Origin of the sequence: Actinomycetospora chlora, from assembly GCF_039542135.1 — a bacterium.
In the GTDB taxonomy this organism is placed as follows: Bacteria; Actinomycetota; Actinomycetes; order Mycobacteriales; family Pseudonocardiaceae; genus Actinomycetospora; species Actinomycetospora chlora.
The window spans coordinates 25,635-50,987 of the sequence record NZ_BAABHO010000048.1; the positions used below are offsets into that span (position 1 = coordinate 25,635).

29 protein-coding genes are annotated in these 25,353 nt (G+C 73.6%); 17 read left to right on the top strand and 12 right to left on the bottom strand.

Going from position 1 to position 25,353, the window contains the following annotated elements:
* The first annotated feature begins 7 nt into the window (after positions 1–7).
* From ABD994_RS24055 to ABD994_RS24080, 6 genes are read left to right on the top strand one after another with little or no spacing between them, the layout of a single operon-like run.
* On the top strand, positions 8–469 hold the full coding sequence (locus ABD994_RS24055) for an SRPBCC family protein (protein WP_345421390.1): 462 nt from the start codon (positions 8–10) through the stop codon (positions 467–469).
* Positions 466–852 (top strand): nuclear transport factor 2 family protein, encoded by a 387-nt coding sequence (locus ABD994_RS24060; protein WP_345421393.1) that lies wholly within the window; start codon positions 466–468, stop codon positions 850–852. Before ABD994_RS24055 ends, ABD994_RS24060 begins: the two co-directional genes overlap by 4 nt.
* A gap of 2 nt (positions 853–854) precedes the next feature.
* Positions 855–2,048, top strand: coding sequence for an FAD-dependent oxidoreductase (locus ABD994_RS24065; RefSeq protein WP_345421396.1), 1,194 nt, complete (start codon positions 855–857; stop codon positions 2,046–2,048).
* Positions 2,045–3,073, top strand: a complete 1,029-nt coding sequence (locus ABD994_RS24070; protein WP_345421399.1) for a VOC family protein — start codon at positions 2,045–2,047, stop codon at positions 3,071–3,073. Before ABD994_RS24065 ends, ABD994_RS24070 begins: the two co-directional genes overlap by 4 nt.
* Positions 3,060–3,830 carry an IclR family transcriptional regulator gene (locus tag ABD994_RS24075; protein ID WP_345421402.1) on the top strand — a complete coding sequence of 257 codons (771 nt, stop codon included), beginning with the start codon at positions 3,060–3,062 and terminating at the stop codon, positions 3,828–3,830. The genes ABD994_RS24070 and ABD994_RS24075 overlap by 14 nt, the downstream gene beginning before the upstream one ends.
* Before the next feature lie 40 nt (positions 3,831–3,870).
* The gene (locus ABD994_RS24080) at positions 3,871–4,704 is read left to right on the top strand and encodes a mycofactocin-coupled SDR family oxidoreductase (protein ID WP_345421406.1); all 834 of its coding nucleotides are present in this window, start codon (positions 3,871–3,873) and stop codon (positions 4,702–4,704) included.
* Positions 4,705–4,761: 57 nt separating this feature from the next.
* On the opposite strand, the gene ABD994_RS24085 is transcribed toward ABD994_RS24080, so the two are convergent.
* Positions 4,762–5,655 carry a dihydrodipicolinate synthase family protein gene (locus ABD994_RS24085; RefSeq protein ID WP_425550116.1) on the bottom strand — a complete coding sequence of 298 codons (894 nt, stop codon included), beginning with the start codon at positions 5,653–5,655 and terminating at the stop codon, positions 4,762–4,764.
* Positions 5,656–5,915: 260 nt separating this feature from the next.
* Between ABD994_RS24085 and ABD994_RS24095 the strand changes: the two genes are divergently transcribed.
* Together ABD994_RS24095 and ABD994_RS24100 are read left to right on the top strand one after the other, a co-directional pair.
* Positions 5,916–7,088 (top strand): hypothetical protein, encoded by a 1,173-nt coding sequence (locus tag ABD994_RS24095; protein ID WP_345421409.1) that lies wholly within the window; start codon positions 5,916–5,918, stop codon positions 7,086–7,088.
* A gap of 67 nt (positions 7,089–7,155) precedes the next feature.
* Positions 7,156–8,415 (top strand): cytochrome P450 family protein, encoded by a 1,260-nt coding sequence (locus ABD994_RS24100; RefSeq protein WP_345421412.1) that lies wholly within the window; start codon positions 7,156–7,158, stop codon positions 8,413–8,415.
* A gap of 46 nt (positions 8,416–8,461) precedes the next feature.
* Here the strand turns inward: ABD994_RS24100 and ABD994_RS24105 are convergent, their stop codons facing one another.
* The 8 genes from ABD994_RS24105 to ABD994_RS24140 all read right to left on the bottom strand — a co-directional run bounded on the left by ABD994_RS24105 (position 8,462) and on the right by ABD994_RS24140 (position 15,636).
* A complete protein-coding gene (locus tag ABD994_RS24105) occupies positions 8,462–9,022 on the bottom strand; it encodes a hypothetical protein (RefSeq protein ID WP_345421415.1) in 561 nt (186 codons plus the stop codon).
* Positions 9,019–9,516 carry a hypothetical protein gene (locus tag ABD994_RS24110; RefSeq protein ID WP_345421418.1) on the bottom strand — a complete coding sequence of 166 codons (498 nt, stop codon included), beginning with the start codon at positions 9,514–9,516 and terminating at the stop codon, positions 9,019–9,021. Before ABD994_RS24110 ends, ABD994_RS24105 begins: the two co-directional genes overlap by 4 nt.
* A gap of 22 nt (positions 9,517–9,538) precedes the next feature.
* Positions 9,539–10,018, bottom strand: a complete 480-nt coding sequence (locus ABD994_RS24115) for a redoxin family protein (RefSeq protein ID WP_345421421.1) — start codon at positions 10,016–10,018, stop codon at positions 9,539–9,541.
* On the bottom strand, positions 10,015–11,124 hold the full coding sequence (locus ABD994_RS24120) for a HoxN/HupN/NixA family nickel/cobalt transporter (RefSeq protein WP_345421424.1): 1,110 nt from the start codon (positions 11,122–11,124) through the stop codon (positions 10,015–10,017). The genes ABD994_RS24115 and ABD994_RS24120 overlap by 4 nt, the downstream gene beginning before the upstream one ends.
* Before the next feature lie 95 nt (positions 11,125–11,219).
* Positions 11,220–12,875 carry an FtsZ/tubulin family protein gene (locus tag ABD994_RS24125; protein WP_345421427.1) on the bottom strand — a complete coding sequence of 552 codons (1,656 nt, stop codon included), beginning with the start codon at positions 12,873–12,875 and terminating at the stop codon, positions 11,220–11,222.
* A gap of 77 nt (positions 12,876–12,952) precedes the next feature.
* Complete coding sequence (locus tag ABD994_RS24130; protein WP_345421430.1) at positions 12,953–13,252, bottom strand: hypothetical protein; 300 nt, start codon at positions 13,250–13,252, stop codon at positions 12,953–12,955.
* A gap of 9 nt (positions 13,253–13,261) precedes the next feature.
* A complete protein-coding gene (locus ABD994_RS24135) occupies positions 13,262–14,836 on the bottom strand; it encodes an FtsZ/tubulin family protein (protein ID WP_345421433.1) in 1,575 nt (524 codons plus the stop codon).
* Positions 14,837–15,153: 317 nt separating this feature from the next.
* Positions 15,154–15,636, bottom strand: coding sequence for a MarR family winged helix-turn-helix transcriptional regulator (locus ABD994_RS24140; protein WP_345421436.1), 483 nt, complete (start codon positions 15,634–15,636; stop codon positions 15,154–15,156).
* Positions 15,637–15,736: 100 nt separating this feature from the next.
* On the opposite strand from ABD994_RS24140, the gene ABD994_RS24145 reads away from it, so the two are divergent.
* A complete protein-coding gene (locus ABD994_RS24145) occupies positions 15,737–16,861 on the top strand; it encodes a substrate-binding domain-containing protein (protein ID WP_345421439.1) in 1,125 nt (374 codons plus the stop codon).
* Positions 16,862–16,877: 16 nt separating this feature from the next.
* Here ABD994_RS24145 and ABD994_RS24150 read toward each other — a convergent pair whose 3' ends face one another.
* The gene (locus ABD994_RS24150; protein ID WP_345421441.1) at positions 16,878–17,198 is read right to left on the bottom strand and encodes a hypothetical protein; all 321 of its coding nucleotides are present in this window, start codon (positions 17,196–17,198) and stop codon (positions 16,878–16,880) included.
* Positions 17,199–17,308: 110 nt separating this feature from the next.
* On the opposite strand from ABD994_RS24150, the gene ABD994_RS24155 reads away from it, so the two are divergent.
* Positions 17,309–17,605: an FmdB family zinc ribbon protein gene (locus ABD994_RS24155; protein ID WP_345421444.1), complete on the top strand. Its 297-nt coding sequence runs from the start codon at positions 17,309–17,311 to the stop codon at positions 17,603–17,605.
* A gap of 27 nt (positions 17,606–17,632) precedes the next feature.
* Positions 17,633–18,880, top strand: a complete 1,248-nt coding sequence (gene fmdA, locus ABD994_RS24160) for a formamidase (protein WP_345421447.1) — start codon at positions 17,633–17,635, stop codon at positions 18,878–18,880.
* A gap of 28 nt (positions 18,881–18,908) precedes the next feature.
* Here fmdA and ABD994_RS24165 read toward each other — a convergent pair whose 3' ends face one another.
* Positions 18,909–19,295, bottom strand: coding sequence for a DUF5997 family protein (locus tag ABD994_RS24165; RefSeq protein WP_345421450.1), 387 nt, complete (start codon positions 19,293–19,295; stop codon positions 18,909–18,911).
* 42 nt (positions 19,296–19,337) lie between these two features.
* Between ABD994_RS24165 and ABD994_RS24170 the strand changes: the two genes are divergently transcribed.
* From ABD994_RS24170 to ABD994_RS24190, 5 genes are all read left to right on the top strand, one after another.
* Positions 19,338–20,042: a LysR family substrate-binding domain-containing protein gene (locus ABD994_RS24170; protein WP_425550117.1), complete on the top strand. Its 705-nt coding sequence runs from the start codon at positions 19,338–19,340 to the stop codon at positions 20,040–20,042.
* 87 nt (positions 20,043–20,129) lie between these two features.
* Positions 20,130–20,945: an SH3-like domain-containing protein gene (locus ABD994_RS24175; RefSeq protein WP_345421453.1), complete on the top strand. Its 816-nt coding sequence runs from the start codon at positions 20,130–20,132 to the stop codon at positions 20,943–20,945.
* Positions 20,946–20,977: 32 nt separating this feature from the next.
* The gene (scnC, locus tag ABD994_RS24180) at positions 20,978–21,703 is read left to right on the top strand and encodes a thiocyanate hydrolase subunit gamma (RefSeq protein WP_345421456.1); all 726 of its coding nucleotides are present in this window, start codon (positions 20,978–20,980) and stop codon (positions 21,701–21,703) included.
* Positions 21,700–22,062, top strand: coding sequence for a hypothetical protein (locus ABD994_RS24185; protein WP_345421459.1), 363 nt, complete (start codon positions 21,700–21,702; stop codon positions 22,060–22,062). Before scnC ends, ABD994_RS24185 begins: the two co-directional genes overlap by 4 nt.
* A gap of 48 nt (positions 22,063–22,110) precedes the next feature.
* The gene (locus ABD994_RS24190; protein WP_345421462.1) at positions 22,111–23,988 is read left to right on the top strand and encodes a serine/threonine-protein kinase; all 1,878 of its coding nucleotides are present in this window, start codon (positions 22,111–22,113) and stop codon (positions 23,986–23,988) included.
* Between the two features lie 38 nt (positions 23,989–24,026).
* Here the strand turns inward: ABD994_RS24190 and ABD994_RS24195 are convergent, their stop codons facing one another.
* Positions 24,027–24,671 (bottom strand): trimeric intracellular cation channel family protein, encoded by a 645-nt coding sequence (locus ABD994_RS24195; RefSeq protein WP_345421465.1) that lies wholly within the window; start codon positions 24,669–24,671, stop codon positions 24,027–24,029.
* 157 nt (positions 24,672–24,828) lie between these two features.
* Here ABD994_RS24195 and ABD994_RS24200 point away from each other — a divergent pair, with 157 nt between their 5' ends.
* The gene (locus ABD994_RS24200; protein ID WP_345421468.1) at positions 24,829–25,239 is read left to right on the top strand and encodes a VOC family protein; all 411 of its coding nucleotides are present in this window, start codon (positions 24,829–24,831) and stop codon (positions 25,237–25,239) included.
* Positions 25,240–25,353 lie beyond the last annotated feature (114 nt).

Here is a 25,353-nt window from a genome sequence, read left to right on the forward strand (position 1 = left end):
GGAAGCCATGATCTACAGCGAGCTGGAGCTGCCCGCCAACCCGCCGGGCGCGGTCCCGCTGGACCGGGCACGCATCTGGGAGGGCCTCGAGCAGAAGGCGCTCGACGCGGTGCCCTACGTCGAGGCGATCACGGCCTGCCGGGAGATCGCCCGACTCTCCGACACGGTCTTCGACCGCGAGATCGAGCTGGGCGGCGCGCGCTACGTCGAGCGCGTGTGGCTGGGCGCGCCGGACCGCGTCGTGTTCACCCGCCTCGACGGCCCCGTCCTCGGCACCATCACCAACGAGATCGTCGAGGAGGGCGGCGAGCTGTCCCTGCGCTTCCGCTTCGCCCTCGCGATCCGGCCCGGCGACGAGCTGCCGATCAGCGAGAGCGAGCTCGCCACGCAGATGGTCGGCGCGTACCAGGCCGCCGTCGAGACGACCCTCGCCGCCGTGCGCGAGCGCATCGCGGAGCCGGTCCGATGAGCGGGGCGACGGTGTCGCACGTCGACGCCCCGGCCTGGCTCGTCGACTTCTACCGCAGGGTCGACGCGCTCGACCTCGAGGGCACCCTCGCGGGCTTCGCCCCCGACGCCTCGATGCGTTACGGGTCGATGGCGCCGATGGTCGGCCGGGAGGCCGTGCACGGGGGGCTGACCTGGCTCTACACCTACTACCGGAGCATCACCCACGAGTTCCGGAACGTCTGGGTGAGCGACTCCACGGTGGTGCTCGAGGCCTCCGTGACCTACGGCCACCCCGACGGGCGGGAGATCGCGCTGCCGGTGGTGTCGATCCTCGAGCACCGCGACGGCGTCGTCGACGACCTGCGGATCTTCCTCGACCCGACGCCGATCGAGGCCACCTGACCATGGGCCGTCCGGAGATCGCGATCATCGGCGGGGGGATCGGCGGGCTGACCCTCGGTCTCGCCCTGCGCCGCCACGGGGTCCGGGCCCGCGTCTACGAGCAGGCACCCGCGCTCGGCGAGGTCGGGGCCGCGGTGGCCCTGGCCGCGAACGGCACCCGCATCCTGCGCGAGCTCGGCCTCTCGCCGGCCCTGGAGGCCGCCTCGACCGTGCCCTCGGAGCTGGTCTACCGGCACTGGACGGGCCGCCGGCTCGTGTCCCACCCGGTGGGGCCGGGATACGAGGCGCAGTTCGGGGCGCCCTTCTGGGGCGTGCACCGGGCGCGCCTGCAGCAGGCGCTCGCGGACGCCTGGGGCACCGAGGACCTGCACCTCGGCAAGGAGCTCACCCACGTCGAGGTGCTCGGCGACGAGAACCGCCTGGTGTTCGCCGACGGCACGACCACCTCCGCGACGCTCGTGGTCGGCGCCGACGGCATCCGCTCCCGCATCCGGGCGCGGATGTGCGACGACCAGCCGGTGTACTCCGGCACGAGCGGCTTCCGGGGGCTGGTCCCCCGCGCCGCCGTGCCGGACCTCCCGGACCCCGACGCCGTGCAGTTCTGGATGGGCCCCGACGCCCACCTGCTCCACTACGCCATCGGCGACGTCATCAACTTCCTCGCCGTCCTCGAGGGCCCGGACCGCTGGGACGGGCCCGCCGGGACGGCACCGTCGGCACCCGGCGAGCTCGCGGCGGCGTTCCGGGGGTGGCACCCCGCGGTCGTCTCGATGATCGAGGCCGTGCCGCAGAGCCCGCGGTGGGGGCTCTTCGCCCTCCCGCCGCTCACGCGCTGGACCGCCGACCGGATGGTCCTGCTCGGCGACGCCGCCCACGCGATGCTGCCGCACCACGGGCAGGGCGCCAACCAGACGATCGAGGACGCGGCGGTCCTCGCCGACCACCTCGCCGCCGTCACCGACGACGCCGACCTCCCGGGCGCGCTCGCCGCCTACGAGCGCCGGCGGCGTCCCCGGACCCGCCAGGTCCAGCGCAGCTCCTGGGTCACCTCGGCGCTGCTGCACCTGCCCGACGGCGACGCCGCCGCCGCCCGTGACCGCCGGCTCGCCGACCTCGTCGACGACTTCGCCTGGATCCACGCCTACGACCACCGCGAGCCCGCCGGGCTCCCGACCCGACGGAAGGCCCCCGCATGACCACGACCGCCCCCACCGACAGCGCCGCCCGCTTCGAGCTGGCCCACATGGCCCACGCCGAGCTCTACACGCCCGACCTCGAGGGCAGCCTCTGGTTCTTCACCCAGCTGCTCGGGATGCGCGAGACCGGCCGCCAGCAGGGCTCGGTCTACCTGCGCTGCTACGAGGACCCCTACCACCACAGCCTCAAGCTCACCGAGCGCGACCAGCCCGGCCTCGGCAACATCGGCTGGCGCACCACCTCGGCCGACGCCCTCGAACGCCGCGCCGCCGCCCTCGACGCGGCCGGTCTCGGCCTCGGGTGGACGCAGGGCGACCTCGGGGTGGGGCGGACCTTCGCCTTCCAGAGCCCCGACGGCCACCCGATGGAGCTGGTCTGGGACGTCGAGAAGTACCGGGCCCCGGTCGAGCTGCAGAGCCGCATCCTCACCCGCCGCTCGAAGCGGCCCCTGCAGGGCCTGCCACCGCGGCGTCTCGACCACGTCAACCTCATGGCCTCCGACGTCACGGTGCAGAAGGAGCTCTTCGAGCAGACGCTCGGCTTCGGCACCCGTGAGCGGGTCGTCGACGGCGCCGGCGGCGGCACCGAGATCGGGGCCTGGATGAGCGTCAACGTCCTCGGCCACGAGATGGCGATCATGCGGGACCAGACCGGCAGCAAGGGTCGCCTGCACCACCTCGCCTTCTGGTACGGCGTCCCGCAGCACAACAGCGACGCCGCCGAGCTGTGCCGCGAGTACGGCATCCAGATCGAGGCCGGGCCCGACGTCCACGGCATCACGCAGGGCGCGTTCCTCTACGTCTTCGAGCCCGGCGGCAACCGCATCGAGCTGTTCGGCAACTCCGGGATCCTGCAGTTCGAGCCCGACCACGAGACCGTCACGTGGGACCTGTCCGACTTCGACACCGGTCTCGCCATCGGCGGCGGCACGCTGCCCGCCGAGACGTACTTCGTCTACGGCACCCCCGGCACCGACGGCCAGGACAAGCTGCTCGACGGGTGGAAGGACCGTGACCTCGTCTGAGGGCCGGCCGCCCGCGGCCGACCCCACCAGCGTCCTCGCGCGCGCCTCGACGCTGCTCGGCGCGTTCCGTCCCGGCGACGCGTCGCTGCGGCTCGCGGAGATCCACCGGCGCACGGGGATGCCCAAGCCCACCGCCCACCGGTTGCTCGGGCAGCTGGTCGCCCTGGGCCTGGTCGACCGGGACGACGGCGGCGGCTACCGGCTCGGCATGCGGCTCTTCGAGCTCGGCCAGCTCGTCCCGGGCCAGCACGGGATCGAGGACCGTGTCGCCCCGGTGCTCAGCGGCCTCCACGCGGCGACCGGGCTGACCGTGCACCTCGCGGTGCTCGACCGCACCGAGGTCGTGTACCTGCACAAAGTGAGCGCGCCCGGGGCGCCGCCCCTCGCGTCGCGGGTGGGCGGGCGACTGCCCGCCCACCCCACCGCGGTGGGGAAGGCCGTCCTGGCCCACTCCCCCGCCCCCCTGACCCGTGCGGTCCTCGACGGCGGGCTGCGCCGCCTCTCCCCGCGCACGGTCGTGGCGCCGACCCTGTTCCTCGGCCAGCTCGACGCCGTGCGGGAGCACGGCTACGCGCGGGAGGACGAGGAGTCCGCCGTGGGCGTGAGCTGCGTCGCGGCGCCGATCTTCGACCGCGGCCGGCGGGCCGTGGCCGCCGTATCCGTCACCGCCCGGACCCACGACGTCCGCTCGACGGCCTCGGTCCACGCCGTACGCCAGGCCGCCGCCGAGGCCACGCGCCTGCTGCGCGCCGCGTGAGACCGCACCCACGACACCGACGACCCACGAGGAGGATCCCGTGACGGGACGCATGACCGGCAAGATCGCGCTCGTTTCCGGCGCGGCCCGGGGCCAGGGCCGGAACCACGCCGTCCGGCTCGCCGAGGAGGGCGCGGACATCATCGCCTTCGACGTCGCGGGCCCGGTGCCCGCGCAGGGAGCACCGGCCGCGTCCCCGGAGGACCTGGCCGAGACCGTCGCGCTGGTGGAGAAGCTCGACCGGCGGATCGTCGCCGGCGAGGCCGACGTGCGGGACGCGGACGCCGTCGCCACGCTCGTCGACCGCGGCGTCGCGGAGCTGGGCGGGCTCGACGTCGTCGTCGCGAACGCCGGCATCCAGGGCAACCCTGGCCCCGCGGCGTCCACCAGCCCCGCGGACTGGGCGGCCGTGATCGACACCAACCTCTCCGGCGTCTTCCACACGGTGCGCCCGGCCATCCCGCACCTCGTGGCGCGGGGCGGTGGGTCCGTCGTCATCACCAGCTCGTCGATCGGGCTGAAGTCGGTCCCGAACCTGGCGCCCTACGGCGCCGCGAAGGCCGGGCTGACCGGGCTGATGCGGACCCTCGCGCTCGAGCTCGCCGAGCACTCGATCCGGGTGAACACCGTCAACCCGACGACGGTCGCCACCCCGATGCTGCTCAACCCCGTGAACTTCCGGCTCTTCCGGCCCGACCTGGAGGACCCCACCGAGGAGGACGTGCGCCCGGTCTACCGCACCCTCAACGCGCTGCCGATCCCGTACGTCGAGGCCGACGACATCAGCAACGCCGTCCTCTACCTCGCCTCGGACGAGGGGCGCTACGTCACCGGCGTCGCCCTGCCGGTCGACGCGGGCTACGCCGTGAAGTGACCCGGAGGGGGCCGGCGCGTACGGCGGGCGGCTCCGGACGACACCGCTTCACGCGGCTCACCCCATCCGGACGACGTCGGAGGTCCCGAACCGCTCCGCGACGAGCGCCTTGATCCCGCGGGGGAAGTCGCGCTCGGCGACGAGGTGGGTCGGGGTGAACTCGCGCATCGCGTCACCGTCGCCGGCGAAGGCCGCCGCGCACAGCTCGGGGGCGACGTTGGCCAGCGCGAGGATGCCGCCCGCGCAGCCGAGCGCCCCGGCCAGGTGCACCAGCCCCGGCTGCCCGGTCCAGACCGGTCCGGCGTAGGAGTCGACGGTGGCCAGCAGGCGGGTCGCGTCACCCGAGGAGTCCTTGACGCCCGCGACCGGCAGCGAGGGCAGCATCTCCACCGGGATCCCGGGCGGCGAGACCGCCGGGAAGTGGTAGGCGAGCACGGGCGTCGACCCGGCCGCGGCGGCGATCTCGCGGTAGTAGCCGGACGGGTCGGCCAGCCCGCGCGGGGTCCGGGCGATGACGGCGTCCACCCCGGTCTCGGCCGCCCGCGCGGTGACGCGGGCCGCCTGGTGGGTGGACGCGGCACCGGTGCCGCCGATGACGACGGCGTCCCCGACCGCGGCGCGCACGGCGGTGAACAGCTGCAGGCGCTCGTCGTCGTCGAGGGCGTCGGCCTCGCCGGTGGTGCCGGCGACGACGATCGCGTCGCTGCCGAGGTCGACCAGCCGGGCGGCCAGGTCGGCGGTGGCGTCGGCGTCGAGCGCCCGGTGCTCGTCGAACAGCGTCACGAGCGCGACGCCGACTCCGGTGAAGACGGGGTTCACGACGAGCTCCCTCCAGTGCGATGCGACGTGCAGCACGAGCCGCCGGGCGGGCACGTCGAGCTCGATCTCGTCGCCGGTCTCGACCAGCGCGAGTGGGCCGCCGACCGCGGCCTCGGGCGCGACGTGCAGCACCCGGCCGACTGCTCGATCACGGCCACATCGGGGGCGAGGTCGCCGCGCAGCACGGCCGTGCCGCTGCCCGCCGGCGGGCGGTCGACCTCGCGGTTCCAGCACCGACACCACACACCGGGAACCGACCGTGCCAGGAGGAGACGTCCGGTGTCCAGCGGCCGCTCGACGAGGGAGCGGGTTCGGGCACCGGCATGTCGGCGAGGTTTGCCGTCGCGTCCGCACCGCCCACCCTCCATGCCACGCCCGGGTGAGGAGGACCGATGAGCGACCTCGAACAGCACCAGCAGGCGAGGTCGGCGGCCGACGGTCGCCGCACCCTCGTGGTGGGCCTGCTCGCCGACCCCGACACGCCCGCGGAGGTCGCGGCAAAGCTGGTCGACGACCTCCCCGGCGAGCTCGCGGAAGTGGACAGCGAGACCGTGTGGGAGGTCCGCACCATGACCCACCCGGTCACCGCCTCCGTGCAGGACCCCGAGGAGGTGCTGAGCGCGGTCGCCGACAAGACCACCGGCACCGACTGGGACATCGGGGTCTACCTCACCGACCTCCCGATGCAGCACGACGAGCGACCGATCCTGGCGGACGTCGACCACCACGGCCACGTCGCCGGGCTCTCGCTCCCCGCCTTCGGCCCGTTCCTGCAGCACCACAAGGTGCGCCACGCGATCGTGCGCCTGGTCGCCGAGCTGAGCGACACCGCCGACGCCGGTCTCGAGCACGGGCACCACCACCCGAGCCGCCTCGCGCGCGCCGTCGCGAAGCACCTGCAGCCGGTCCACGTCGTCCACGCCGGCGAGGGCCGGCGCACCCGGCGCTTCGTGACGAGCTCGTGGCGCGGGCGGGTCCGCCTGCTCGCCGGGATGGTGCGCACCAACCAGCCCTGGCGTCTCGTGGTGGGCATGCGCAGCGCCCTGGCCGCGGTCCTGGGCACCAGCGCCTACCTCACCCTCACCTCCACCACGACCTGGCAGCTCTCCACCCGCCTCAGCGCCGGCAAGCTCACCCTGACCGTGCTGGTGGCCGTCGCGCTGATGGTCGCCTGGATCATCGGCGCCCACCACCTCTGGGAACGCGCCCGCAACGACGGCGAGCGCGAGGAGACCGTCCTCTTCAACGCCTCCACCGTGATCACCCTGAGCATCGGCGTGCTGGTCATGGACGTCGCGGTCTACGCGGTCACCCTGCTCGGGTCCCTGTTCTTCCTCGAACCGTCGGTGCTCGGCTCGACCCTGGGCCGCCCACCGACGCTCGGCGACCACCTCGCCCTGGCCTGGCTCGCCACCGGCCTGGCCACCATCGCCGGCGCGCTGGGCTCCGGGCTCGACAGCGAGGACGCCGTGCGCCGCGCGGCCTACGGCTACCGCGAACGCCAGCGCCGCGACGAGATCGGTCAGGACAGCGAGGACCAGGAGAGCTCCGCGTCGTCGTCCTGACCGCCCCGTAGACTGAACACCGGTTCAGCGAGCCTCGACCCAGAGGCCACCGATCGGCGGGGTGCACATGGCGGAGACGGTGCGCGTCGATCTGCGACGCGAGTTCGCCGACCCCGCGGCGAGGGCCGACCCCGGGCCGGTCTACGCGCGGCTGCGCGACCTGGGGCCCGTGCTGCGGTCGCGGGACCTCTTCGGCGAGACCTTCGTCCTCGCGCGCCACGAGGAGGTCGCCCAGGTGATCCGCGACCCCCGGTTCGCCAGCGACCGCGGCAACGTCCCGGGTGGCCGCCCGCTGGCGCGGTGGTGGACGCCGTCCCTGCTGAAGCTGCTCGTCTCCAGCATGGTGCTGAAGGACCCGCCAGATCACCGCCGCCTGCGCAACCTCGTGCAGCAGGCGTTCACCCCGACGATGGTCGCGAACCTGGAGGGCCGGGTCAGCGAGATCACCGAGGAGCTGCTCGACGCCGCCGTCCGCCGACCTGTCGTGGACCTCATGGCCGACCTCGCGCTGCCCCTGCCCCTGACCGTGATCGCCGAGATGCTCGGTGTCCCCCCGGCCGACCGCGTGCGGTTCCGCACCTTGCTCACCGCGCTGCAGGGCACCTCCGACACCAACCCCGTCGCGCTGCTCCGCAACGTCCCCCACATGCTGCGGCTCACCCGGCTCCTGCGCGGGCTGGTGGCGCTGCGCCGCGACCAGCCGGGCGACGACCTGGTGACCGCCCTGGTACAGGCCGAGGAGGCCGGCGACCGGCTCAGCGAGGACGAGCTCGTCTCCATGATCTTCCTGCTGCTGTTCGCCGGGCACGAGACCACGGTCAACCTCATCGGCAACGGCGTGCTCGAACTGGTCCGCCACCCCGACCAGCTCCAACGCCTCCGCGACGACCCCGAGCTCATCGGTACCGCCGTCGAGGAGATGCTGCGCTTCACCAACCCCGTCGGTCTCGTGGCGCCGCGGCACGCCCGTGAGGACGCCGAGATCGCCGGGGTCCCGATCCCGCGGGGCAGCATGGTCACCCTGCTCATCGGGTCGGCGAACCTGGACGAGGCGGCCTTCCCGGACGCCGACACCTTCGACATCACCCGCAGCCCGAACCGGCACCTCTCCTTCGGCCACGGAGCCCACTTCTGCCTCGGCGCCCCGTTGGCCCGGTTGGAGGCCCGGATCGCCATCCCCGCGCTGCTGCGGCGCTTCGAGCGGCTCGACCTGACGATGCCCGCCGAGCAGCTGCCCTGGCGCCCCCTCATCGCCCTGCGCGGCGTCGAGGCGCTGCCCCTCTCCGTCACGCCCGCCGGCGCCCCGGTCGACCACGTCGCCACCTGACGGGCGTCCCCGCCTCGCGCCCGCGGGGGGCGCGCCGGCGCCGGGGTCAGCGCGCCGACCAGGCCGCGCACCACTGCTCGGTGGAGCGGAAGCGCCCCAGGCCGAGGGCCACGAACTCGTCGTGGCGCCCCACGGCCTCGACCCCGAGGTAGCGCAGGGCCCGCACGATCGGGCTCCCGCCGCGGCCCGGCTCGGTGACCGCCGGGAAGGGGTCGCCGGACTCGAGGACGTCGGGGCCGAGGACGACGTGGCAGTCGAGCCACACCACGGCTGACTGCCACCCGACACCGCCGGTGTACTCGGTCTCGAGGTAGACGACCGGCCCGTGCCGTGACGCCGCGGTCAGCACGGCGGTCATCCACCGGGAGAGGAGCTCGAAGTCGTCCGCCGGGTCGAGGGGCGGGCCGTCCAGGTCGATGTCCGCGGCCAGCTCGGGGCACATCGGGACGAGCACCAGCTCGGCGCCGTCGAGGAGGACGGGCCGGACGTGCGACGACCGCTCGGTGAGGAACTCGGCGACCTCCGGGCCGCTGACCACGCCGTGGAGCTCGTAGCGCATCGGCGACGGCCTCGTGTCCGGCCCGAGGGCCCGCCGGTCCCGCGTCACGGTCCCCACCCCTCCTCGGGGCCGACGTCGCCCGCGGCACCGTGGGCGGCGGCGAGCTCCTTCATGTGCGTGAGCGTCCGGGTCCGCCGGTCGCGGGCGGTCGCGACGTCGCAGCGCCAGGTCATGGCCAGCTGGTCGGCGTCGTAGCCCTCGACGCAGGCCAGCACGAGGGTCGACTGGTGGTCGGGCGGCACCGTGACGAGGGCCTGCCGGAAGCTCCCCCACGTGCTGCCGCCGACGAGCCGGCCCGCCCGGACGTCGGCGATCGCGTCCTCCGCGAGCTTGGCGATCCGGCCGGAGTACGGCAGCCCCCAGTGGCGGAACACCGTGGGCCGGGAGACCAGGCCCACCGCGACGCGCGCGGCCACCGCGTCGCCCGCGGCGCGATCCCCCAGACGGACGCCGCAGGTGTAGGAGACGGCGTCGACGGTCGCGGTGATCCGGGCGAGCCACTCCGCGTAGCCGGGCAGCAGGTCGGGCTCGGCGGTCCCCATCAGCGGCCTCCGTCCACCCGTCCTACAGCAGCGCGAGCACGTGCTCGGCCGTGGACACCTCGTGGTCGACGAACGCCTGCTCCACCTCGAGGGAGACGAGCACGCCGTCCTCGATCACCGCGGCGTAGCGCTCGGAGCGGGTGCCCAGCCCGAAGCTCGAGGCGTCGGTGGTCAGGCCCATGGCCGCGGTGAAGGCCGCCGTGTCGTCGGCGAGCATGGTGATGCCGTCGGCACCCTCGCTCCGGGCCCAGGCGCCCATGACGAAGGCGTCGTTGACCGAGACGCAGAAGCTGCGTGCGACGCCCTTGGCCAGGATGTCCTCCGTCCGCAGCACGAAGCCGGGGAGGTGGAAGTCGCTGCAGACCGGGGTGAAGGCGCCGGGGACACCGAACAGCACCACCTTCCCCTCGCCCAGCAGCGCGCCGGTCTGCACGTCGTCGACGCCGTGGGGCGTCACCGCCTTGAGTGCCACGTCCGGGACGTGGTCGCCGACCGCGATCACCGCGGGTCCTCCTCGGGGGTCGGGATGCTCGCCCTGCGGTGGCGCTCCTCGAAGCCACCGAAGCGCCACAGCAGCGCGGCGCCGCCCCAGACGACGACGAAGAAGCCGACAATGAGGTAGCCGAGCAGCTCGAACTCGTCGGCGATGCCGGCGAACCCGGTGAGGGCCGTGACCCCGAAGTCGTCGGCGAGCACGCCGGCGAGGTACACGCAGGCGATGAACCCGGCCACGGTCACCGTCGCCGCGGTCGTGGCGATGTTGTAGAACAGCCGCCGCGCCGGGCTGCGGTTCGACCACGAGTAGGCGATCGACATGAGGACCCCGTCCATGGTGTCGAAGGCGCTCATCCCGGCGGCGAAGAGCAGCGGCAGGGTGAGCGCCGCGAGGATCGGCGCGCCCGTCCCGCTCGAGCCGGCGGCCGACGCGGTCGTCGCCGACAGGGTCAGCAGCGTGACCTCGGAAGCGGTCTCGAGGCCGAGCCCGAACAGGATCCCCAGCGGGTACATGTGCCAGGAGTGCTTGATCAGGCTGCGCGCGCGGCCCCCGAGTATGCGGTTGACCAGCCCCCGGTTGAGCAGCTGACGCTCGAGCTCGGCCTCGTCGAGCCGGCCGCGCCGCAGGTCGCGCCACGACCGGACGATCCCCTTGAGCACCAGGGCGTTGAGGACGGCGACGAGCCCGAGGAACACCATCGCGACGACGGTGGAGACCGTCCCGCCGATCTCGCGAAACGCGTCGACCTGCCCAGCGGCGGTCGCGCCGGCCGCGACGGCGACGACGAGGGACAGCACGACCACGACCGAGGAGTGGCCCATGGCGAAGAAGAAGCCGACCCCGACCGGTCGACGCCCGCGCTGCACCATCAGCCGGGTGGTGTCGTCGATGGCCGCGATGTGGTCGGCGTCGAACGCGTGCCGGATGCCGAGGACGTAGGCGAGGACCCCGGCCCCGGCGAAGGCACCCGCGCCCAGCGGCCCCGAGGTCAGGGACAGGTACATCGTCCAGCCGGCGACGTGCAGCAGGCCGACCACGGCCACGATGCTCGAGAGCTGCAGGCGTTGCGAGCGCGACCACCCGGTACCGGGTGCGATGGCGACCGAGGTCATCGGGTCCTCTCGGGTCGGGAGGTGCGGCGGGGGACGGCGCGGACGGCCTCCGGCGGCGTCCCACCCGGGGTGGGACGCCGCCGGGCACGCGACCGTCAGGGAGTGGCGACCACCGTCTGCACCATGGCGGCGATGTGGGCGCTCTGGACCTCGGTGATGTCGGCCGAGGGCAGCGCGTCGCCGCGGATGGCCTCGTGCGGGACGACGACCCAGCACGCGCAGCCCCAGATGCACTCGCCAGCCATGCCGTCGAAGCGGATCGACTGCTCGGAGAGCATCACCCCGAGGTCGAGCAGCCAGGAGTGCATGAGCAGCTTCTCGTCCCACGACTCGATCGCGTCGTAGGCCTCGCGGGCCTCGTAGAACGCCGTCAGGTCGGTCTTGGCCACGCCGGGGATGATGATGTTCGAGTAGCAGGTCAGCTCGTCGAAGAACTCCCCGTTCGAGCTGATCAGCGTGCCGTCGTCGCCGTCGAGCACGTACTCGCCGAGGACCGACTCCAGCTTCTTCTGCAGGGTGTCGTTCCACATCTCGCGCGGGCCGACCGTGTTCACCTCGATGTAGTCGGTCTTGAAGCCCTCCTTGAGCCCCGACCACCGGGGGATGTACTCGATCCACTTGCTGACGACCTCACGCCACTTGCCCCGGGCCTCGCCGGGTAGCACCTCGACGCCGGGGTGGGTGTACTTGGCGACGTCGAACAACGTCCAGGTGCGGTCACCGGAGATGTTGCGCTCGTGCGGGGCCCCCGTGAAGCCGGCGGGCCGCAGCATCTTGAACAGCAGCCGCCCGTAGTCCTGCACCACGAAGCGCGTGAAGGAGTCGGTGACGAACTTGCGGGTGACGCCCTTGCGCAGCGCGTCGCGGATCGCCGGCACGCCGGTCTTCGTGTACGAGCCCAGACGCTGCCAGGAGTGCTCCTGGGGAAGGGCGAGGAAGCCGCCGGTGAAGGGGTTCTTGTAGAGGTCGCCCCAGACGGCCGTGACGCCCTGGTTCTTGTTGTCGTCGAGCATGCAGTCGATCTCGTTGATGGTCGGGAACAGCGCGGCGCTCCCGCCGGCGTGCTCCTCGTCGCCCGAGAACGGCATGACGCCGACGCCGATCACCGGGATGCGGCGGCCGAGCTTGACGTTGGACAGGTGGCGGACCATGTCGACGACCATCCCCGAGCCGGTGCCGCCGGCGAGGGAGAAGAAGACCAGCACCATCGAGGGCAGCTTGGTCTGGTTGATGGAGTCGACGAACAGGTCGAGCTCCTTCTCCAGGACCTTGTCCCCGCCGTAGTAGTAGTGCCCGTAGATGGCCTTCGCGATGGCCCGCGGGCACGACTCGCCCGGCTTCGGCATCTCCACGTCGGCCGGCAGCCACGGCTCGTAGTTCGGGTTCCAGTAGTAGCGCGGGTACTCCATCTTGAGGAACTCGCGCCAGCGGTTGAGGCTGGTGCGCAGCTCCTCCGAGGACGGCACGTCGAGGGAGACGGTCCGCACCTGGTGGCGGTCGGTGGGGATGTCCCGGTCCTCGAGGCGCTGGGTGAAGCCGCCCGCGTACTCCTTGAGCTCGTGCTGGTCCTGGTCGCCGATGTCGATGGACAGGCCGGTGAACCGGGCACGCTTGTCGTCGAGCTGGTCCTCGATCTCGCCGGTGCGCAGCAGGGCCTCGACCATGTACGCACCGGTCTTGCCGATGCCGACGGCGTGGATGCAGTGCGGCGACTGGCTGCCGGTCGCGGAGTGGTAGAGCGACAATCCCATGACGGAACCTTCCTGGTGGAGACGTGCGGAGCCGGCGCCCCGACCGCCGTCGGCGGGGCGCTGTCGTGCGGTGCCGCTCAGTCGAGGTAGCCGAGGTCCTTGAGGACCGTGGCGGCCGTCGTCGGCCGCTCGTCGGCGATGAACGTGCGGTAGTGATCGATGACCGACGCGTAGTCGCGGGTCATCCGGCCCTCGTCGAGCAGGCTCATCGCCTTCTCGATGTGCGCGCGGGTCAGCTTGTCGGTCCAGAGCCGGTGGGAGACGTAGATGTACTCGTCGTCCGCGCCGGTCACCTGCAGGGTGCGCGCCCCCGGCATCGACGGCAGGGACGCGCCGTCGCGGTAGCGCTCCACGATCTCCGACCAGGCGATGGCCACGGCGCCTCCTCAGCCGGTCACGAACGGGGCGACCGGCTCGGGCCCGCCGAGCTCGGCGGCGATCTCGACGACCTCGGCCTGCGCGCCCTCCCCGCGGATGGCGGCGTGCGGGACGACCACCCAGCAGGCGCAGCCCCAGATGCACTCCCCGCCCATGCCGTCGAAGCGGATCGAGGGCTCGCAGAGCATCACGCCCAGGTCGAGCAACCAGGAATGGAGGAGCAGCTTGTCGTCCCACTCGAGCGTGTCGTAGTGGTCGCGGGCCGGGACGAAGGCGGCGAGGTCCAGCTTGGACGCCCGCGGGATCACGACGCTGACGGTGTCGTCCGAGCCGGGCATCCCCAGCACCACCGGGTCGACCCGGGACGAGGCCGCCCCCGCGACGGCGCTCGCGACGGCGTCCCGGTCCGCGTCGGCGAGCGCGCCGGAGAACACGCGGGCCTCGACGTACTCGGTCGAGAACCCCTTGACCAGCCCGGAGGTGCCGAGCGAGGCGACGTCGGCGAGCTTGCGCGGAGCGAGCACGTTGATCCAGCGGTCGCCCTGCTCGCCGCGGATCGCCGGGTGCCAGGCGTCGGCGGGCACGGCGAGCCAGTTCAGGGCCTTGAGCGTCTCGTACAGATCGACGCTCGCGTCGCGGGCGAGGAAGGCCCCGACGCCCTCGTCGAGGTAGGCGTGGGTCGCGGCGAGGTCCCCGGTCATCGCCTGGACGTCGTCCTGGTCGACCATGAAGAAGCCGCCCGTGAAGGGGTTCTTGTAGAGGTCTCCCCAGACCGCCATGACCCCCTTGTTCTTCTCGGTGTCGATCATGCAGTCGAGCTCGTTGAGCACCGGGAAGAGCGAGCCGTCGCGGTACTCCGCGGGGTCGGCGCCGCTCGGCAGGATCCCGACCCCGACGACCCAGGGCCGCCGGCCCAGCTTGATCGACGACAGGTGGCGGGCGATCTCCACGACGATGCCGCTGCCCACCCCACCGGCGAGCGAGAACGCGACGACCACGAGCGGGGTGGCCTGGCTGGCCATGACCTGCTCGGAGAACTCGTCGAGCGCCTCCGCGATCTCGTGCCCCTGGTAGTACTCCGACCCGTAGATCGCCTTGGCCACCGCGCGGCTCTGGTGGCCGTCCGACGGGGCGATGGCGACGTCGGCCGGCAACCACGGCTCGTAGTTCGGGTTCCAGTAGTAGCGCGGGTACTCCATCTTGAGGAACTCGCGGTAGCGGTTGAGCGCGTAGGAGAGCTCGGCGTGGCTCGGCACCGGCAGGGACACCGTGCGGACGTAGGCGCGCTCGGACGGCAGCGACGGCGCCGCGTCCCGCACCTGCGCGAGGTCCTCGTCGCCGATGTCGACGGCCAGGGCGCCGAAGCGGGTCCCCTCCTGGGAGAGGAACCCCTCGGGCTGGTGGCGCATGATCGACGTGATCATGTCCGCGCCGGTCTTGCCCAGCCCCAGCACGTGCAGGGAGAAGGGGCCCTCGTGGTCCCCCGCGCGGTGCACGCCCTCGGTGCGCAGCGCCTCGATGCGCGCGAGGTCGTCGATCTCGGCGTGCACGTGGTCGTGATCGTGATCGTGATCGGCGGCCATGGCCGGTTCCTCCTGCGGATGTGTCGGCCGGCGGGTCGGCGCCGGAGAGAGCCGGAGCGCCGTCGGATGAGCGGGCCTGAGGAACGTCGCGGCCGGCGACGTCCGTGTCGGGGATCCCTGTCCGCGGCGTCGACGTCGGCGTCGACCGGCGCCCCGTCGCCGTCGACACCGCGCCGAGGCGCGATGTCGACCTGTGCGAACCGGAGCCGGCGGCGTCAGGTGTCCCGGGACACTACGACCGACTCTCTCCGATCAGCAATAGTTCCAGAACAGAAGTAGTGGATCGGAAACGCGCCGGCAACACGGTGGCGCGACGCTCAGAGGGTGCGGCCGTCCCCGTGGAGGCCGACGGCGACACCGAGGCGGTCCAGCAGCGCCGAGATGTCCCGACGGTCGGCGGCGGGGAAGTCGGCGAACACGGAGCCGAAGGTCTCCTCGAGCTCCGACGCGGCGCGCGCGACCAGAGCATGCCCGTGGGGGGCGATGTGGACGAGCACCCGCCGGCGATCCCAGGGGTCGCCGCGACGGAATGCGAAGCCGTCGGCCACGAGCTTGTCGACCATCCGCGTGGCGCTGGGCGCGGGCACCGCCGCGCGGCTCGCGATCTCGCCCATCGTGTGGCCCGGCGCGTCGACGCCGTCCTGGGCGACGCCCTCGTCGAGCAGGACGAGGGCCCGCCACTGTTCGCGGGAGAGGCCGGCGGAGGCCGTGAGCCGGGCGAGACACGCCTCGACCGCGCGGTCGGCGAGGTCGAGCAGCTCGACCAGACGCATCACCGGCGGGTCGGCAGCCTCGGTCACGACCGACCTCCCCCTCCCCCGGCACACCGGGTTCCACGGGTTGGGACACGGGCCCGTTCCGCGCCACACTGCTCCGAGACACCCTAGCCGAGGTACCGCCATGGCGACCGGAACAGCCCCGCCGTCCCTTTCACGGGACAGGCGACGCGCGGACGACGACGCCGTCCGGCTCGCCCTCGTGACGCCCTGGCAGGGACCGGCCGGGATGTTCGGCCTGTCCTGCCGGATGTCCTCGGAGCTCGCGGTCGCGGAGATCAACGCGGGCGGGGGCCTGCTGCACCGTCCGGTGGCCCTGCACCACGTGGACGGGGGCACCGACCCCGACGCCGTCGCGCGGGACGTGCACGGCCTGGTGCGGACGGGTCAGGTCGACGCCGTGGTCGGCTGGCACATCTCGGCGGTCCGGCGCCGCCTCGCGCCTCGGATCGCCGGCGCGGTCCCGTACGTGTACACGGCGCTCTACGAGGGCGGCGAGCGCACACCCGGCGTGATCGTGACCGGCGAGACCCCGACCAACCAGCTCGCCCCCGCGCTGAGCTGGATGCGCGAGGCCCGCCTGGTGCGGCGGTGGGCGATCGTCGGCAACGACTACGTGTGGCCCCGCGCCTCCGCCGCGGCCGCCCACCGCTGGGCGCGCAGCCACGACGTGGAGATCACGGCGGACCTGTACGTCCCGCTGGGCACGCGCGACTACGCGGCCGTGGTGCGCCGCCTGGGACGTTCCGGGGCCGACGGGGTCCTCATGCTGCTCGTCGGTGAGGACGCGGTGCACTTCAACCGCGCCTTCGCCGACGCCGGCCTGGACCTCGTGCAGACCCGCCTCACCACGTTGATGGACGAGAACATGGTGCTCGCCTCCGGGGCGCGGGCGACGCGATCGCTCTTCGTGGCCGCCGGGTTCTTCGAGGACCTCACGACCCCGGAGGCGCTGGACTTCACCGGCCGCTGGGCGCGCCGGTACGGGGTCAACTCCCCGACACCGTCCAGCCTCGGCGAGTCCTGCTACGAGGGGCTCCGCCTGTACGCCGCGATGGTGCGGCGCGGCGGCTCGCTCGCCCGCGACGACCTCGTGGCGGTCAGCGAGGGCCTGCGCTACGACGGCCCCCGGGGCGAGGTCGTCGTCCGGCGCGGCCACACCGTCCAGGACGTCTACATCGCCGAGGCCCAGGGCCTGGGGTTCGACATCGTCGCCCGGCTCTCGTCGGGCTCCGTCGAGGCCCCGTGACCCGGGCCGGGTCGGATCAGTCGGCGAGGTACCCCAGGTCCCGCAGGACGATCGCGGTGAGGTTCGGCCCCCGGGTGCACCCCGTGTCGACGTGCGCGCGCCGCCGGCGCAGGCCCTCGGCGAAGGCCACCGGCTCGGTGGCGATCTCGCCGCGGTCGAGCAGGTCCAGGGCCGCCTCGAGCTCCCCGCGACCGACGCAGTCGCGCCAGAGCCGCTGGCTCAGGCAGATCCGGTGGTCGTCGATCTCCTCGACCAGCACCGGGGCCGACCCGGTGAGGGAGGTCAGCCGGGCGCCGCCCGCATAGCGCTCGCGCACCGCGTCCCAATCGAGCCCCACGACGACCTCCCGCGCGGTCCCCGCCGACGGCCCGGGCCGGTCCCGGGGCGCCTTGACGACGACTCCCCCACGTTTTAGTTTCGCCGGACAATATTTTCAAGGAGCGATCCGTGCCGACCTACACGTACCGCTGCGGACCCTGCGGCGTGCCGTTCGACGTGATCGCGCCCATGTCGGCGTCCCGGGACGACCGGCGCTGTCCGGCGTGCGACGCGCCGGCGCAGCGGATCGTCACCGCCCCGGGGGTCCGGCGCACACCCACCGCCGTGCGCGAGGCCGTGGAGGCCGGGGAGCGCAGCCGCGAGGCCCCCACGGTGACGACGTCGGTGCCCCCGCCGACCCACCGCGACCGACGGCCCACCCCGGTGAGCCGCGACCCACGACACGCACGGTTGCCACGCCCGTAAGCCCGTCATCACTCCTGGAGGTCAGTCGTGCCGGACGTCGTCTTCACCGTGGACCAGGCCAAGTCGATGCGGGACCAGGCGGTGCCGGGCCACAACCGCTGGCACCCCGACATCCCGCCCGCCGTGACCGTCAAGCCGGACTCGAGCATCCGCGTCGAGTGCCGGGAGTGGACCGACGGACAGATCGGCAACAACGACTCGGCCAACGACGTCCGCGACGTCGACCTCAGCGGGGCGCACATGCTCTCCGGGCCGATCGCCATCGAGGGCGCCGAGCCGGGCGACCTGCTCGTCGTCGACATCCTCGACCTCGGGCCGGTGCCCCAGGAGACCGGGGACGCGCCCGGCCAGGGGTGGGGCTACACCGGCATCTTCTCGAAGCAGAACGGCGGGGGTTTCCTCACCGACTTCTTCCCCGACGCCTACAAGGCGATCTGGGACTTCCGTGGACAGGTCGCGACGTCGCGGCACATCCCGGGGGTGCGCTACACCGGGATCACCCACCCCGGCCTGTTCGGCACGGCCCCCTCGCCCGAGCTCCTGGGGAAGTGGAACGACCGCGAGCGCGCGCTGATCGCGACCGATCCCGACCGCGTGCCGCCGCTGGCCCTGCCCCCGCTGGAGGAGTCGGTCCTCGGTGGGACGGCCACCGGTGACACGCTCGCGGGGATCGCGCGGGACGGGGCACGCACCGTCCCGGCCCGGGAGAACGGCGGCAACCACGACATCAAGAACTTCACGCGCGGCTCCCGCGTCTTCTACCCGGTCCACGTCCCGGGCGCGCTGTTCTCCGGCGGGGACCTGCACTTCAGCCAGGGCGACGGCGAGATCACCTTCTGCGGCGCCATCGAGATGGGTGGCTTCATCGACTTCCACGTCGACCTGATCAAGGGCGGGATGGAGACCTACGGGGTCACCACCAACCCGATCTTCATGCCCGGCAACGTCGAGCCCCGCTACTCGGAGTTCGTCACCTTCATCGGCATCTCGGTGGAGCACGAGAGCAACACGAACCTCTTCAACGACGCCACGCTCGCTTACCGCAACGCGTGCATGAACGCGATCGAGTACCTGACGAAGTTCGGCTACAGCGGCCCGCAGGCGTACCTCCTGCTCGGGTCGGCCCCCATCGAGGGCCGGGTGAGCGGCGTCGTGGACGTCCCCAACGCCTGCTGCTCGCTCTACCTGCCGACCGCGATCTTCGACTTCGACATCCGACCGTCGGCGTCCGGCCCGGTGACGGCCGACCGCGGGTCCTGCGCGGTGTCCTCGTAGGTGCGGTGACCCGGCGGGGGCCGTCGCCTTAGCGGGTGCCCCCGCCCGACCGCTCGGCGCGCAGGCGGGCCTCCTCGCGCTGGACCTCGGCGCGGAGGTCGCGCTCGCGGCGCAGCCACTCCGGCTGCTCCTCCTTCAACGCCGTGATCTGGGCGGTGGTGAGCGGCTCGGTGATCTCGGCCCGGGCCAGCCCGGAGATCGACACCCCGAGCCGGTCCGCCACGACGGGGCGCGGGTGCGGGCCGTCGCGCCGGAGGTCGCGCAGCCACGCGGGCGGGTCGGCCTGCAGGGCGTCGAGCTCGTCGCGGGTCACCACGCCCTCGCGGAACTCGGGGGGTGTCGCGTCGAGGTGCACGCCCAGCTTCTTCGCCGCCGTCGCGGGCTTCATCGTCTGCGTCGCCCTCTGCCGCGCCATCGGTCCAGGTTATCGGGCCGGACCGGCCGATAGCCTGGGCCGGTGACCGAGCCCGAGACCGAGCCCGGGACAATGTCGTTCCGGCTCGGCTACGTCCCGGGCGTCACGCCGGGCAAGTGGACGCGGATGTGGGCCCAGCGCCGGCCCGACGTCCCCCTCGAGCTGCTCGCGGCGAGCACGGACGAGGTGGTGGGCCGGGTCCGGGACGGCGCGGTCGACGCCGGTCTGGTCCGGCTGCCGATCGACCGGGACGGGCTGCACGCCATCCCGCTCTACACCGAGACCACCGTGGCCGTGGTGCCGAAGGACCACGTCCTCACCGCCGTCGACGAGGCCGGCCTCGACGATCTGGCCGACGAGGTCGTCCTGCGCCCGCTCGATGACACCCTGCCGTGGGCGGGCGAGCTCCCGGGCCGGCCCGCGGTGACCGACCCCCCGACGACGGCCGACGCGATCGAGCTCGTCGCCGCGGGCGTCGGCGTGCTGGTCCTCCCCCAGTCGCTGGCGCGCCTGCACCACCGCCGCGACCTCACCCACCGGCCGCTGGCCGACGCGCCGCGGTCCGACGTCGTCCTCACCTGGCCGGACGCGGAGAACACCGAGCTCATGGAGGAGTTCATCGGGATCGTCCGCGGACGCACGGTGAACAGCTCCCGCACCCCCCGCCGCCGGGACGACCCGGCACCGGGCGGCACCGGCCGCGCGATGAGGGCGCGCGGCGGACGCCGGGCGGCCCGGCGTCGGTGACCCCGGGATCACCCTTCCATCGCCGTGTGACGCGCGTTACTGTGTAGTTCGTTTGGCCTAGTTGCACCGCTGAACGGAGGAACGACCGTGGGCAACTCCGTCATGGGCGATCTCTCGAGCCAGCTGCGCGTCGCGCTGCACCGTGTGCAGGACTGGGCCTACCCGGACCAGGTCGACCACGACACGTTCCGTGCCTACATGAAGACCCCCCACGACGTCGGCGGTGAGCCGGACGCCCCTGCCCTCTTCGAGGACAAGGAGGAGGAGCAGTGGGAGCTCGACACGTTCGTCACGTGCGAGGTCCTGGGCTGGCGGGGCATCTGGACCTCGGAGGAACGCCGGCGGATCGGCAACGTCGACCTGGGACGGACCAACTACCTCGGCCTGCCCTACTACGGCCGCTGGCTGTGGGCGATCGCCCGGTGCCTGGTCGAGAAGCGGCACATCACCCTGGGCGAGCTGATCGAGCGGGTGGACGAGGTCCGGGAGCGCTGCGCCGCCGGACCCGTGGACGCCGCGCCGCGCGCGACCGGGGACACGGAGGCCGTGCCCCGCAACCGCCACCACCGGGACGCGGTCGGCCAGGGGGATCCGCAGTGCTTCGCCGGGACGGCGGGCACGCCGGGCTTCGCGGTCGGGGACGACGTGTGCGTGCGCGAGCTGCCGACGATCTTCTACACGCGCACGCAGGAGTACCTGCGGGGGAAGCGTGGGACGGTCGCCAAGGTCTCCTACGAGAGCCTCGCGCCCGAGGACGAGGCCTTCGACCGCGAGGACCAGGAACCGGAGTGGTTCTACATCGTGCGCTTCCGGATGGCCGACCTCTGGGAGGCGTACACGGGGTGCGCGGGCGACACGCTCCAGGCGGAGATCTCGGAGCGCTGGCTCCGTCGGGCGGCCTAGCCACCAGGTCGCGGGGACGAGGAGGACACGGAATGGCGGGGCACGACACGCACGACCACGCCGGCACGGCACCGATGGTCGAGGAGGTCACCGACTTCGAGGTGCTGGAGATCGCCCTGCGCGAGCTCGCCATCGAGAAGGGTCTGTTCACCGCCGAGGACCACCGGCGCTACACCGAGCACGTGGAGCAGCTCGAGCCGGCCGCGGGGTCCCGGTTCGTCGCCCGGGCGTGGGTCGATCCGGACTTCCGGCGGCTGGCGCTGGACGACGCGATCGCCGCGTCGAAAGAGCTGGGCGTCGACTGGCTGCACCCGACGGGGTTCGGCACCCCGAGCGACTTCACGGCGTTCGAGGTGCTCGAGGACACCCCGACGGTGCACCACGTCATCGTCTGCACCCTCTGCTCCTGCTATCCCCGCCCGATCCTGGGCATGTCACCGGAGTGGTACCGGACGCCGAACTACCGGCGCCGGATCGTGCGCTGGCCGCGCCAGGTCCTCGCGGAGTTCGGGCTCTACCTGCCCGAGGACGTCGAGATCCGCGTCGAGGACTCCAACTCCAAGCACCGCTTCATGGTGCTGCCCGTCCGACCGGACGGCACGGAGGGGTGGAGCGAGGCGGCGCTCGCCGAGATCGTGACGCGGGACTGCCTGATCGGGGTCGCGTTGCCGAAGCCCGGGGTCACCACGAACGCGACCCGCCCGCTGCACCCCGCGCTCCGCCCGGTGGCGGGCAGCGAGGCCGGGGGTGAGGCATGACGACCGGCCACGACCTGCCGTCCGCCCGGGTGCGGACGCTGGAGCGGATCGTCGAGCACGACCAGACGTGGGGACGGATGGCCGCCCGGTACGGGGTCACCAACCCGGTGCCGCCGTGGAAGTCCAGCCTCGACGCGATGTGCGACGCGCTCGACGAGGAGGGCGCGACGCTGCCCGTGCTCACCCGGCGCGACGACGAGGACCGCCTCTCCCGGGACGTCTACGGCTCGCTGCCCCATCCCGAGAACCAGCTCGTCGCGCTGGCGCACTCGCTGGTGACCCGCCACGTCATCGACGAGGCCGAACTGGCCGACCGCCTGGCGGCGGTCCGCGCGCGACTCGACGCCGCGGGGGCCTGACCCGCCGGGCGGTGGTGACCGCGACCGCGCTCGGGGACGCTGGACGGCGTGGCCGCCGAGCTGGGTCCCTACCGCCTGGACCGGTCGCTGGGCAGCGGCGGGATGGGCGAGGTGTTCCGGGCGTGGGACACCCGCCGCTCGCGCTGGGTCGCCCTCAAGCTCCTGCACCCCCGCTTCGGTGCCGACGAGGCCTACCGGCAGCGGTTCCGCCGCGAGGCCGAGGCGGCGGCCGAGCTGCGGGAGCCGCACGTCGTCCCCGTGCACGACTACGGCGAGATCGACGGCCAGCTCTACCTCGACATGCGGCTCGTCGACGGCACCGACCTCGGCACGCTGCTGCGGGACGGGCCCCTCGACGCGCGGCGGACGGTCGGGCTGGTCACCCAGGTCGCGGCCGCCCTCGACGCCGCCCACGCCGCAGGGCTGGTGCACCGTGACGTCAAGCCCTCGAACGTGCTCGTGGGCCCGGACGACTTCGCCCACCTCGCCGACTTCGGCGTCGCCCGGCCCGCGGGCTCGGTGAGCGTCGCCGGGGACGGCCAGGTGATCGGCACGCTCGCGTACATGGCGCCGGAGCGGCTGCGCGCGGGACCCGCGGACGCCCGGTCCGACGTCTACGCGCTGGCCTGCGTCCTGTTCGAGTGCCTCACCGGCGCGCCGCCGTTCGGTGACGGGGATCCGGCGGAGCAGGTCGGGGCGCACCTCTACCTCTCGCCGCCCGTCCTGCCCGACGACGTCCCCGCGGCGTTGGGCGAGGTGGTCGCGCGGGGCATGGCGAAGGACCCGGGGGCGCGGTACGCGACCGCCGGAGCGCTGGCGGCGGACGCGGCGGCGGCCCTGCGGCGCCGTCCGACCACCCCGCTGGCGCCCCCGGCGCCGGACCCGGAGCCGCCCGAGCGCCGCGTCGCCCCGCACCGCTGGGCGCCCGTGGCCCCCTGGTCGCTGCCGCGCTGGGCCCGCCGCACGCTGGTCGCCGCGCTCGTCGCCCTGGTGCTCGTCGTGGGCGTCACCGCCGTGCGCCGCTACACCGGCACGGGGATCTCCATCGGGCTCGGCCCCGTCGCCGTCGCCTTCACCGCGAGCGGCGCCGACGCCGTCATCGCCAACGCGGGCAGCCGCACGGTCACGGTGCTCGACACCCGCGCGCGCTCCGTCGTCGCCGAGATCCCGCTCGGCGAGGGCCGCACCGTCGGCGCCGTCGCCGACGCCGCCGGGGAGCAGCTCCTCGTCGCCACCACCCGCCCCGGGCGCGACGAGCTCGTCGTGGTCGACCTGCGGCGGTCGGCGGTCGTGGCCACCCGGGTCCTGCCCGAGCCGGCCGTCGGGTCGCCGGTCCTCGACGCCCGCCGGACGACCGCGTTCGTGCCGGTCCGCGGCGGCGTCCTCGTCGTGGACCTGGCGAGCGGGCGGACCACGGGACGGCTCGACCGCCGGGTCACCGCTCTCACGGCGGGTGTCGACGGGTCCCGGCTGCTGACGGTCGACGACCAGCGCGCGACCGCGGAGGTCGTCGACACCCGCACGGGCGTGCCCGCGACGTCGATCCGGCTCGCCGCGCCCGCCCACCTCGCCGTCGCCGCACCGGGCGGCGACGTGGCCTACCTCGGCAGCACCGAACCCCGGCACGCGCTGACCGTCGTCGACCCCGACCGCGCGACGCCCGTCGGCGAGGTCGCGCTGCCCGGTCCGGTCTCGGGACTGGCCGTCTCCCGCGACGGCGCCCGCGTGTTCGCCGTGCTGGCCACCGACCCGCCGGTCCTCGCCGCCGTCGACACCGCGACGCGCGCGGTGACCGTCGGCTGGTTCGTCGAGCAGTACGCCGACGGCGTGGCGCTCGCCGTGTCGCCGGACGGGACCGAGGTCTGGATCGCCAACACCGACCTCGGGACGCTGACCGTCGACGACGTCTCCCGCCCGCCGGCGTAGGCCGTCGGAGTCCCCCGCGACGGTGTGACGGGCGCGCGCTACCGGGACGACTCGGACGCCCCGTCTCGGCGCCCGACCACCGGCCCGCGCCAGCCGCGGCGGATCGCGACGACCCGCACGGCGGTGCAGAGCAGGGCCCCCGGGATCGTCGCGGCCCCGCTCGGCCAGCCGAGGAACGGGGCGGTGACCACGACCAGCGACCCGAGCAGCGCGGGCAGCACGTAGATCTCCTGGGTCAGCACGACCGGCTTCCGGTCGACCAGGACGTCGCGGAGCACGCCGCCGCCGATCCCGGTGATCACGCCGAGCAGCACGCTCGCCATCGGGGGCGCCCCGAGGTGGACCGCCTTGAGGGCGCCGGCCACGGAGAAGAGCCCGAGCCACACGGCGTCGGCGAGGTCGACGACGCGCTCGACGCGGCTGAGCAGCGGGTGGAGGTGCTGCGCGAGCAGCGCCGCGGCCAGCCCGGCGGTCAGGTAGCGCCAGTCGGTGAGGGCGGCGGGCGGGACGGCACCCAGGAGCACGTCGCGCGTCAGCGCACCACCGATCCCGGTGACCAGGCCCAGCAGGAGGCAGCCCATGTAGTGCATCCCGGAGCGGACGGCGGTCAGCGCGCCGGCGGCCCCACCGACGGCGATGCCGATGAGGTCCAGGACCACCTGGGTGGTCGACGAACCGGGCACGAGGACCTCCCGAGGCGGCGTGGAGCGACGGGGTCACGGTCGCCCGCCCACCTCCCGGGCGGCTCCCGGTCCGCTCCCACACCGACGACCAGCCGGGCCCGCGGGTCGCGAGGACATCCGAGCCGGGGCCGCACGGGCCGCTCCTAGGCTGCCGCCCATGCGCACGCTCCACCTCGGGCTCCGCGTCACCGATCTGGACCGCTCGCTGGGCTTCTACACGGCCCTCGGCTACCGCGAGCTCGGCCGCGTCCCCGACACCCCGTTCGGCAGCCTGACCGTGCTCGCGCTGCCGGACGACCCGTTCGCCACGCTCGAGCTCGTCCACGACCCCGCGCGTCCCGTCACGAGCACCGACGCCGTCAACCACCTCGTCGTCCAGACCGACGACCTCGATGCGACCGTCGCCTCGCTCGCCGCCCGCGGCCTGCCGGCCGAGACGCCGACCCAGCACGGTGCCGGGATGCGGACGTCCTGGCTGACCGACCCCGACGGCTACCGCATCGAGCTGGTGCAGTGGCCGGCCGGCCACCCCGCCGGCATGACGGCGGCGGACTTCGACGGCGCCTGACCCGGACCCTCAGCCGTTCGCGGCGTCGACGGCCTCGATCACGCCGCGCCGCCTCAGATGGGGCAGCCGCGTCCGCGGGCCTGGGCGTGGGGGTCGAGGCGGAACATGGGTCCG

Bases quoted from the DNA above. Each gene is read 5' to 3' on its own strand.
- ABD994_RS24145 (WP_345421439.1), top strand. From the start codon at position 15,737: ATGGCGACCGGAACAGCCCCGCCGTCCCTTTCACGGGACAGGCGACGC.
- ABD994_RS24185 (WP_345421459.1), top strand. From the start codon at position 21,700: ATGACGACCGGCCACGACCTGCCGTCCGCCCGGGTGCGGACGCTGGAG.
- ABD994_RS24135 (WP_345421433.1), bottom strand. From the start codon at position 14,836: ATGGCCGCCGATCACGATCACGATCACGACCACGTGCACGCCGAGATC.
- ABD994_RS24060 (WP_345421393.1), top strand. From the start codon at position 466: ATGAGCGGGGCGACGGTGTCGCACGTCGACGCCCCGGCCTGGCTCGTC.
- ABD994_RS24100 (WP_345421412.1), top strand. From the start codon at position 7,156: ATGGCGGAGACGGTGCGCGTCGATCTGCGACGCGAGTTCGCCGACCCC.
- ABD994_RS24070 (WP_345421399.1), top strand. From the start codon at position 2,045: ATGACCACGACCGCCCCCACCGACAGCGCCGCCCGCTTCGAGCTGGCC.
- ABD994_RS24200 (WP_345421468.1), top strand. From the start codon at position 24,829: ATGCGCACGCTCCACCTCGGGCTCCGCGTCACCGATCTGGACCGCTCG.
- ABD994_RS24125 (WP_345421427.1), bottom strand. From the start codon at position 12,875: ATGGGATTGTCGCTCTACCACTCCGCGACCGGCAGCCAGTCGCCGCAC.
- ABD994_RS24065 (WP_345421396.1), top strand. From the start codon at position 855: ATGGGCCGTCCGGAGATCGCGATCATCGGCGGGGGGATCGGCGGGCTG.
- ABD994_RS24055 (WP_345421390.1), top strand. From the start codon at position 8: ATGATCTACAGCGAGCTGGAGCTGCCCGCCAACCCGCCGGGCGCGGTC.
- ABD994_RS24120 (WP_345421424.1), bottom strand. From the start codon at position 11,124: ATGACCTCGGTCGCCATCGCACCCGGTACCGGGTGGTCGCGCTCGCAA.
- ABD994_RS24165 (WP_345421450.1), bottom strand. From the start codon at position 19,295: ATGGCGCGGCAGAGGGCGACGCAGACGATGAAGCCCGCGACGGCGGCG.
- scnC (WP_345421456.1), top strand. From the start codon at position 20,978: ATGGCGGGGCACGACACGCACGACCACGCCGGCACGGCACCGATGGTC.
- ABD994_RS24110 (WP_345421418.1), bottom strand. From the start codon at position 9,516: ATGGGGACCGCCGAGCCCGACCTGCTGCCCGGCTACGCGGAGTGGCTC.
- ABD994_RS24095 (WP_345421409.1), top strand. From the start codon at position 5,916: ATGAGCGACCTCGAACAGCACCAGCAGGCGAGGTCGGCGGCCGACGGT.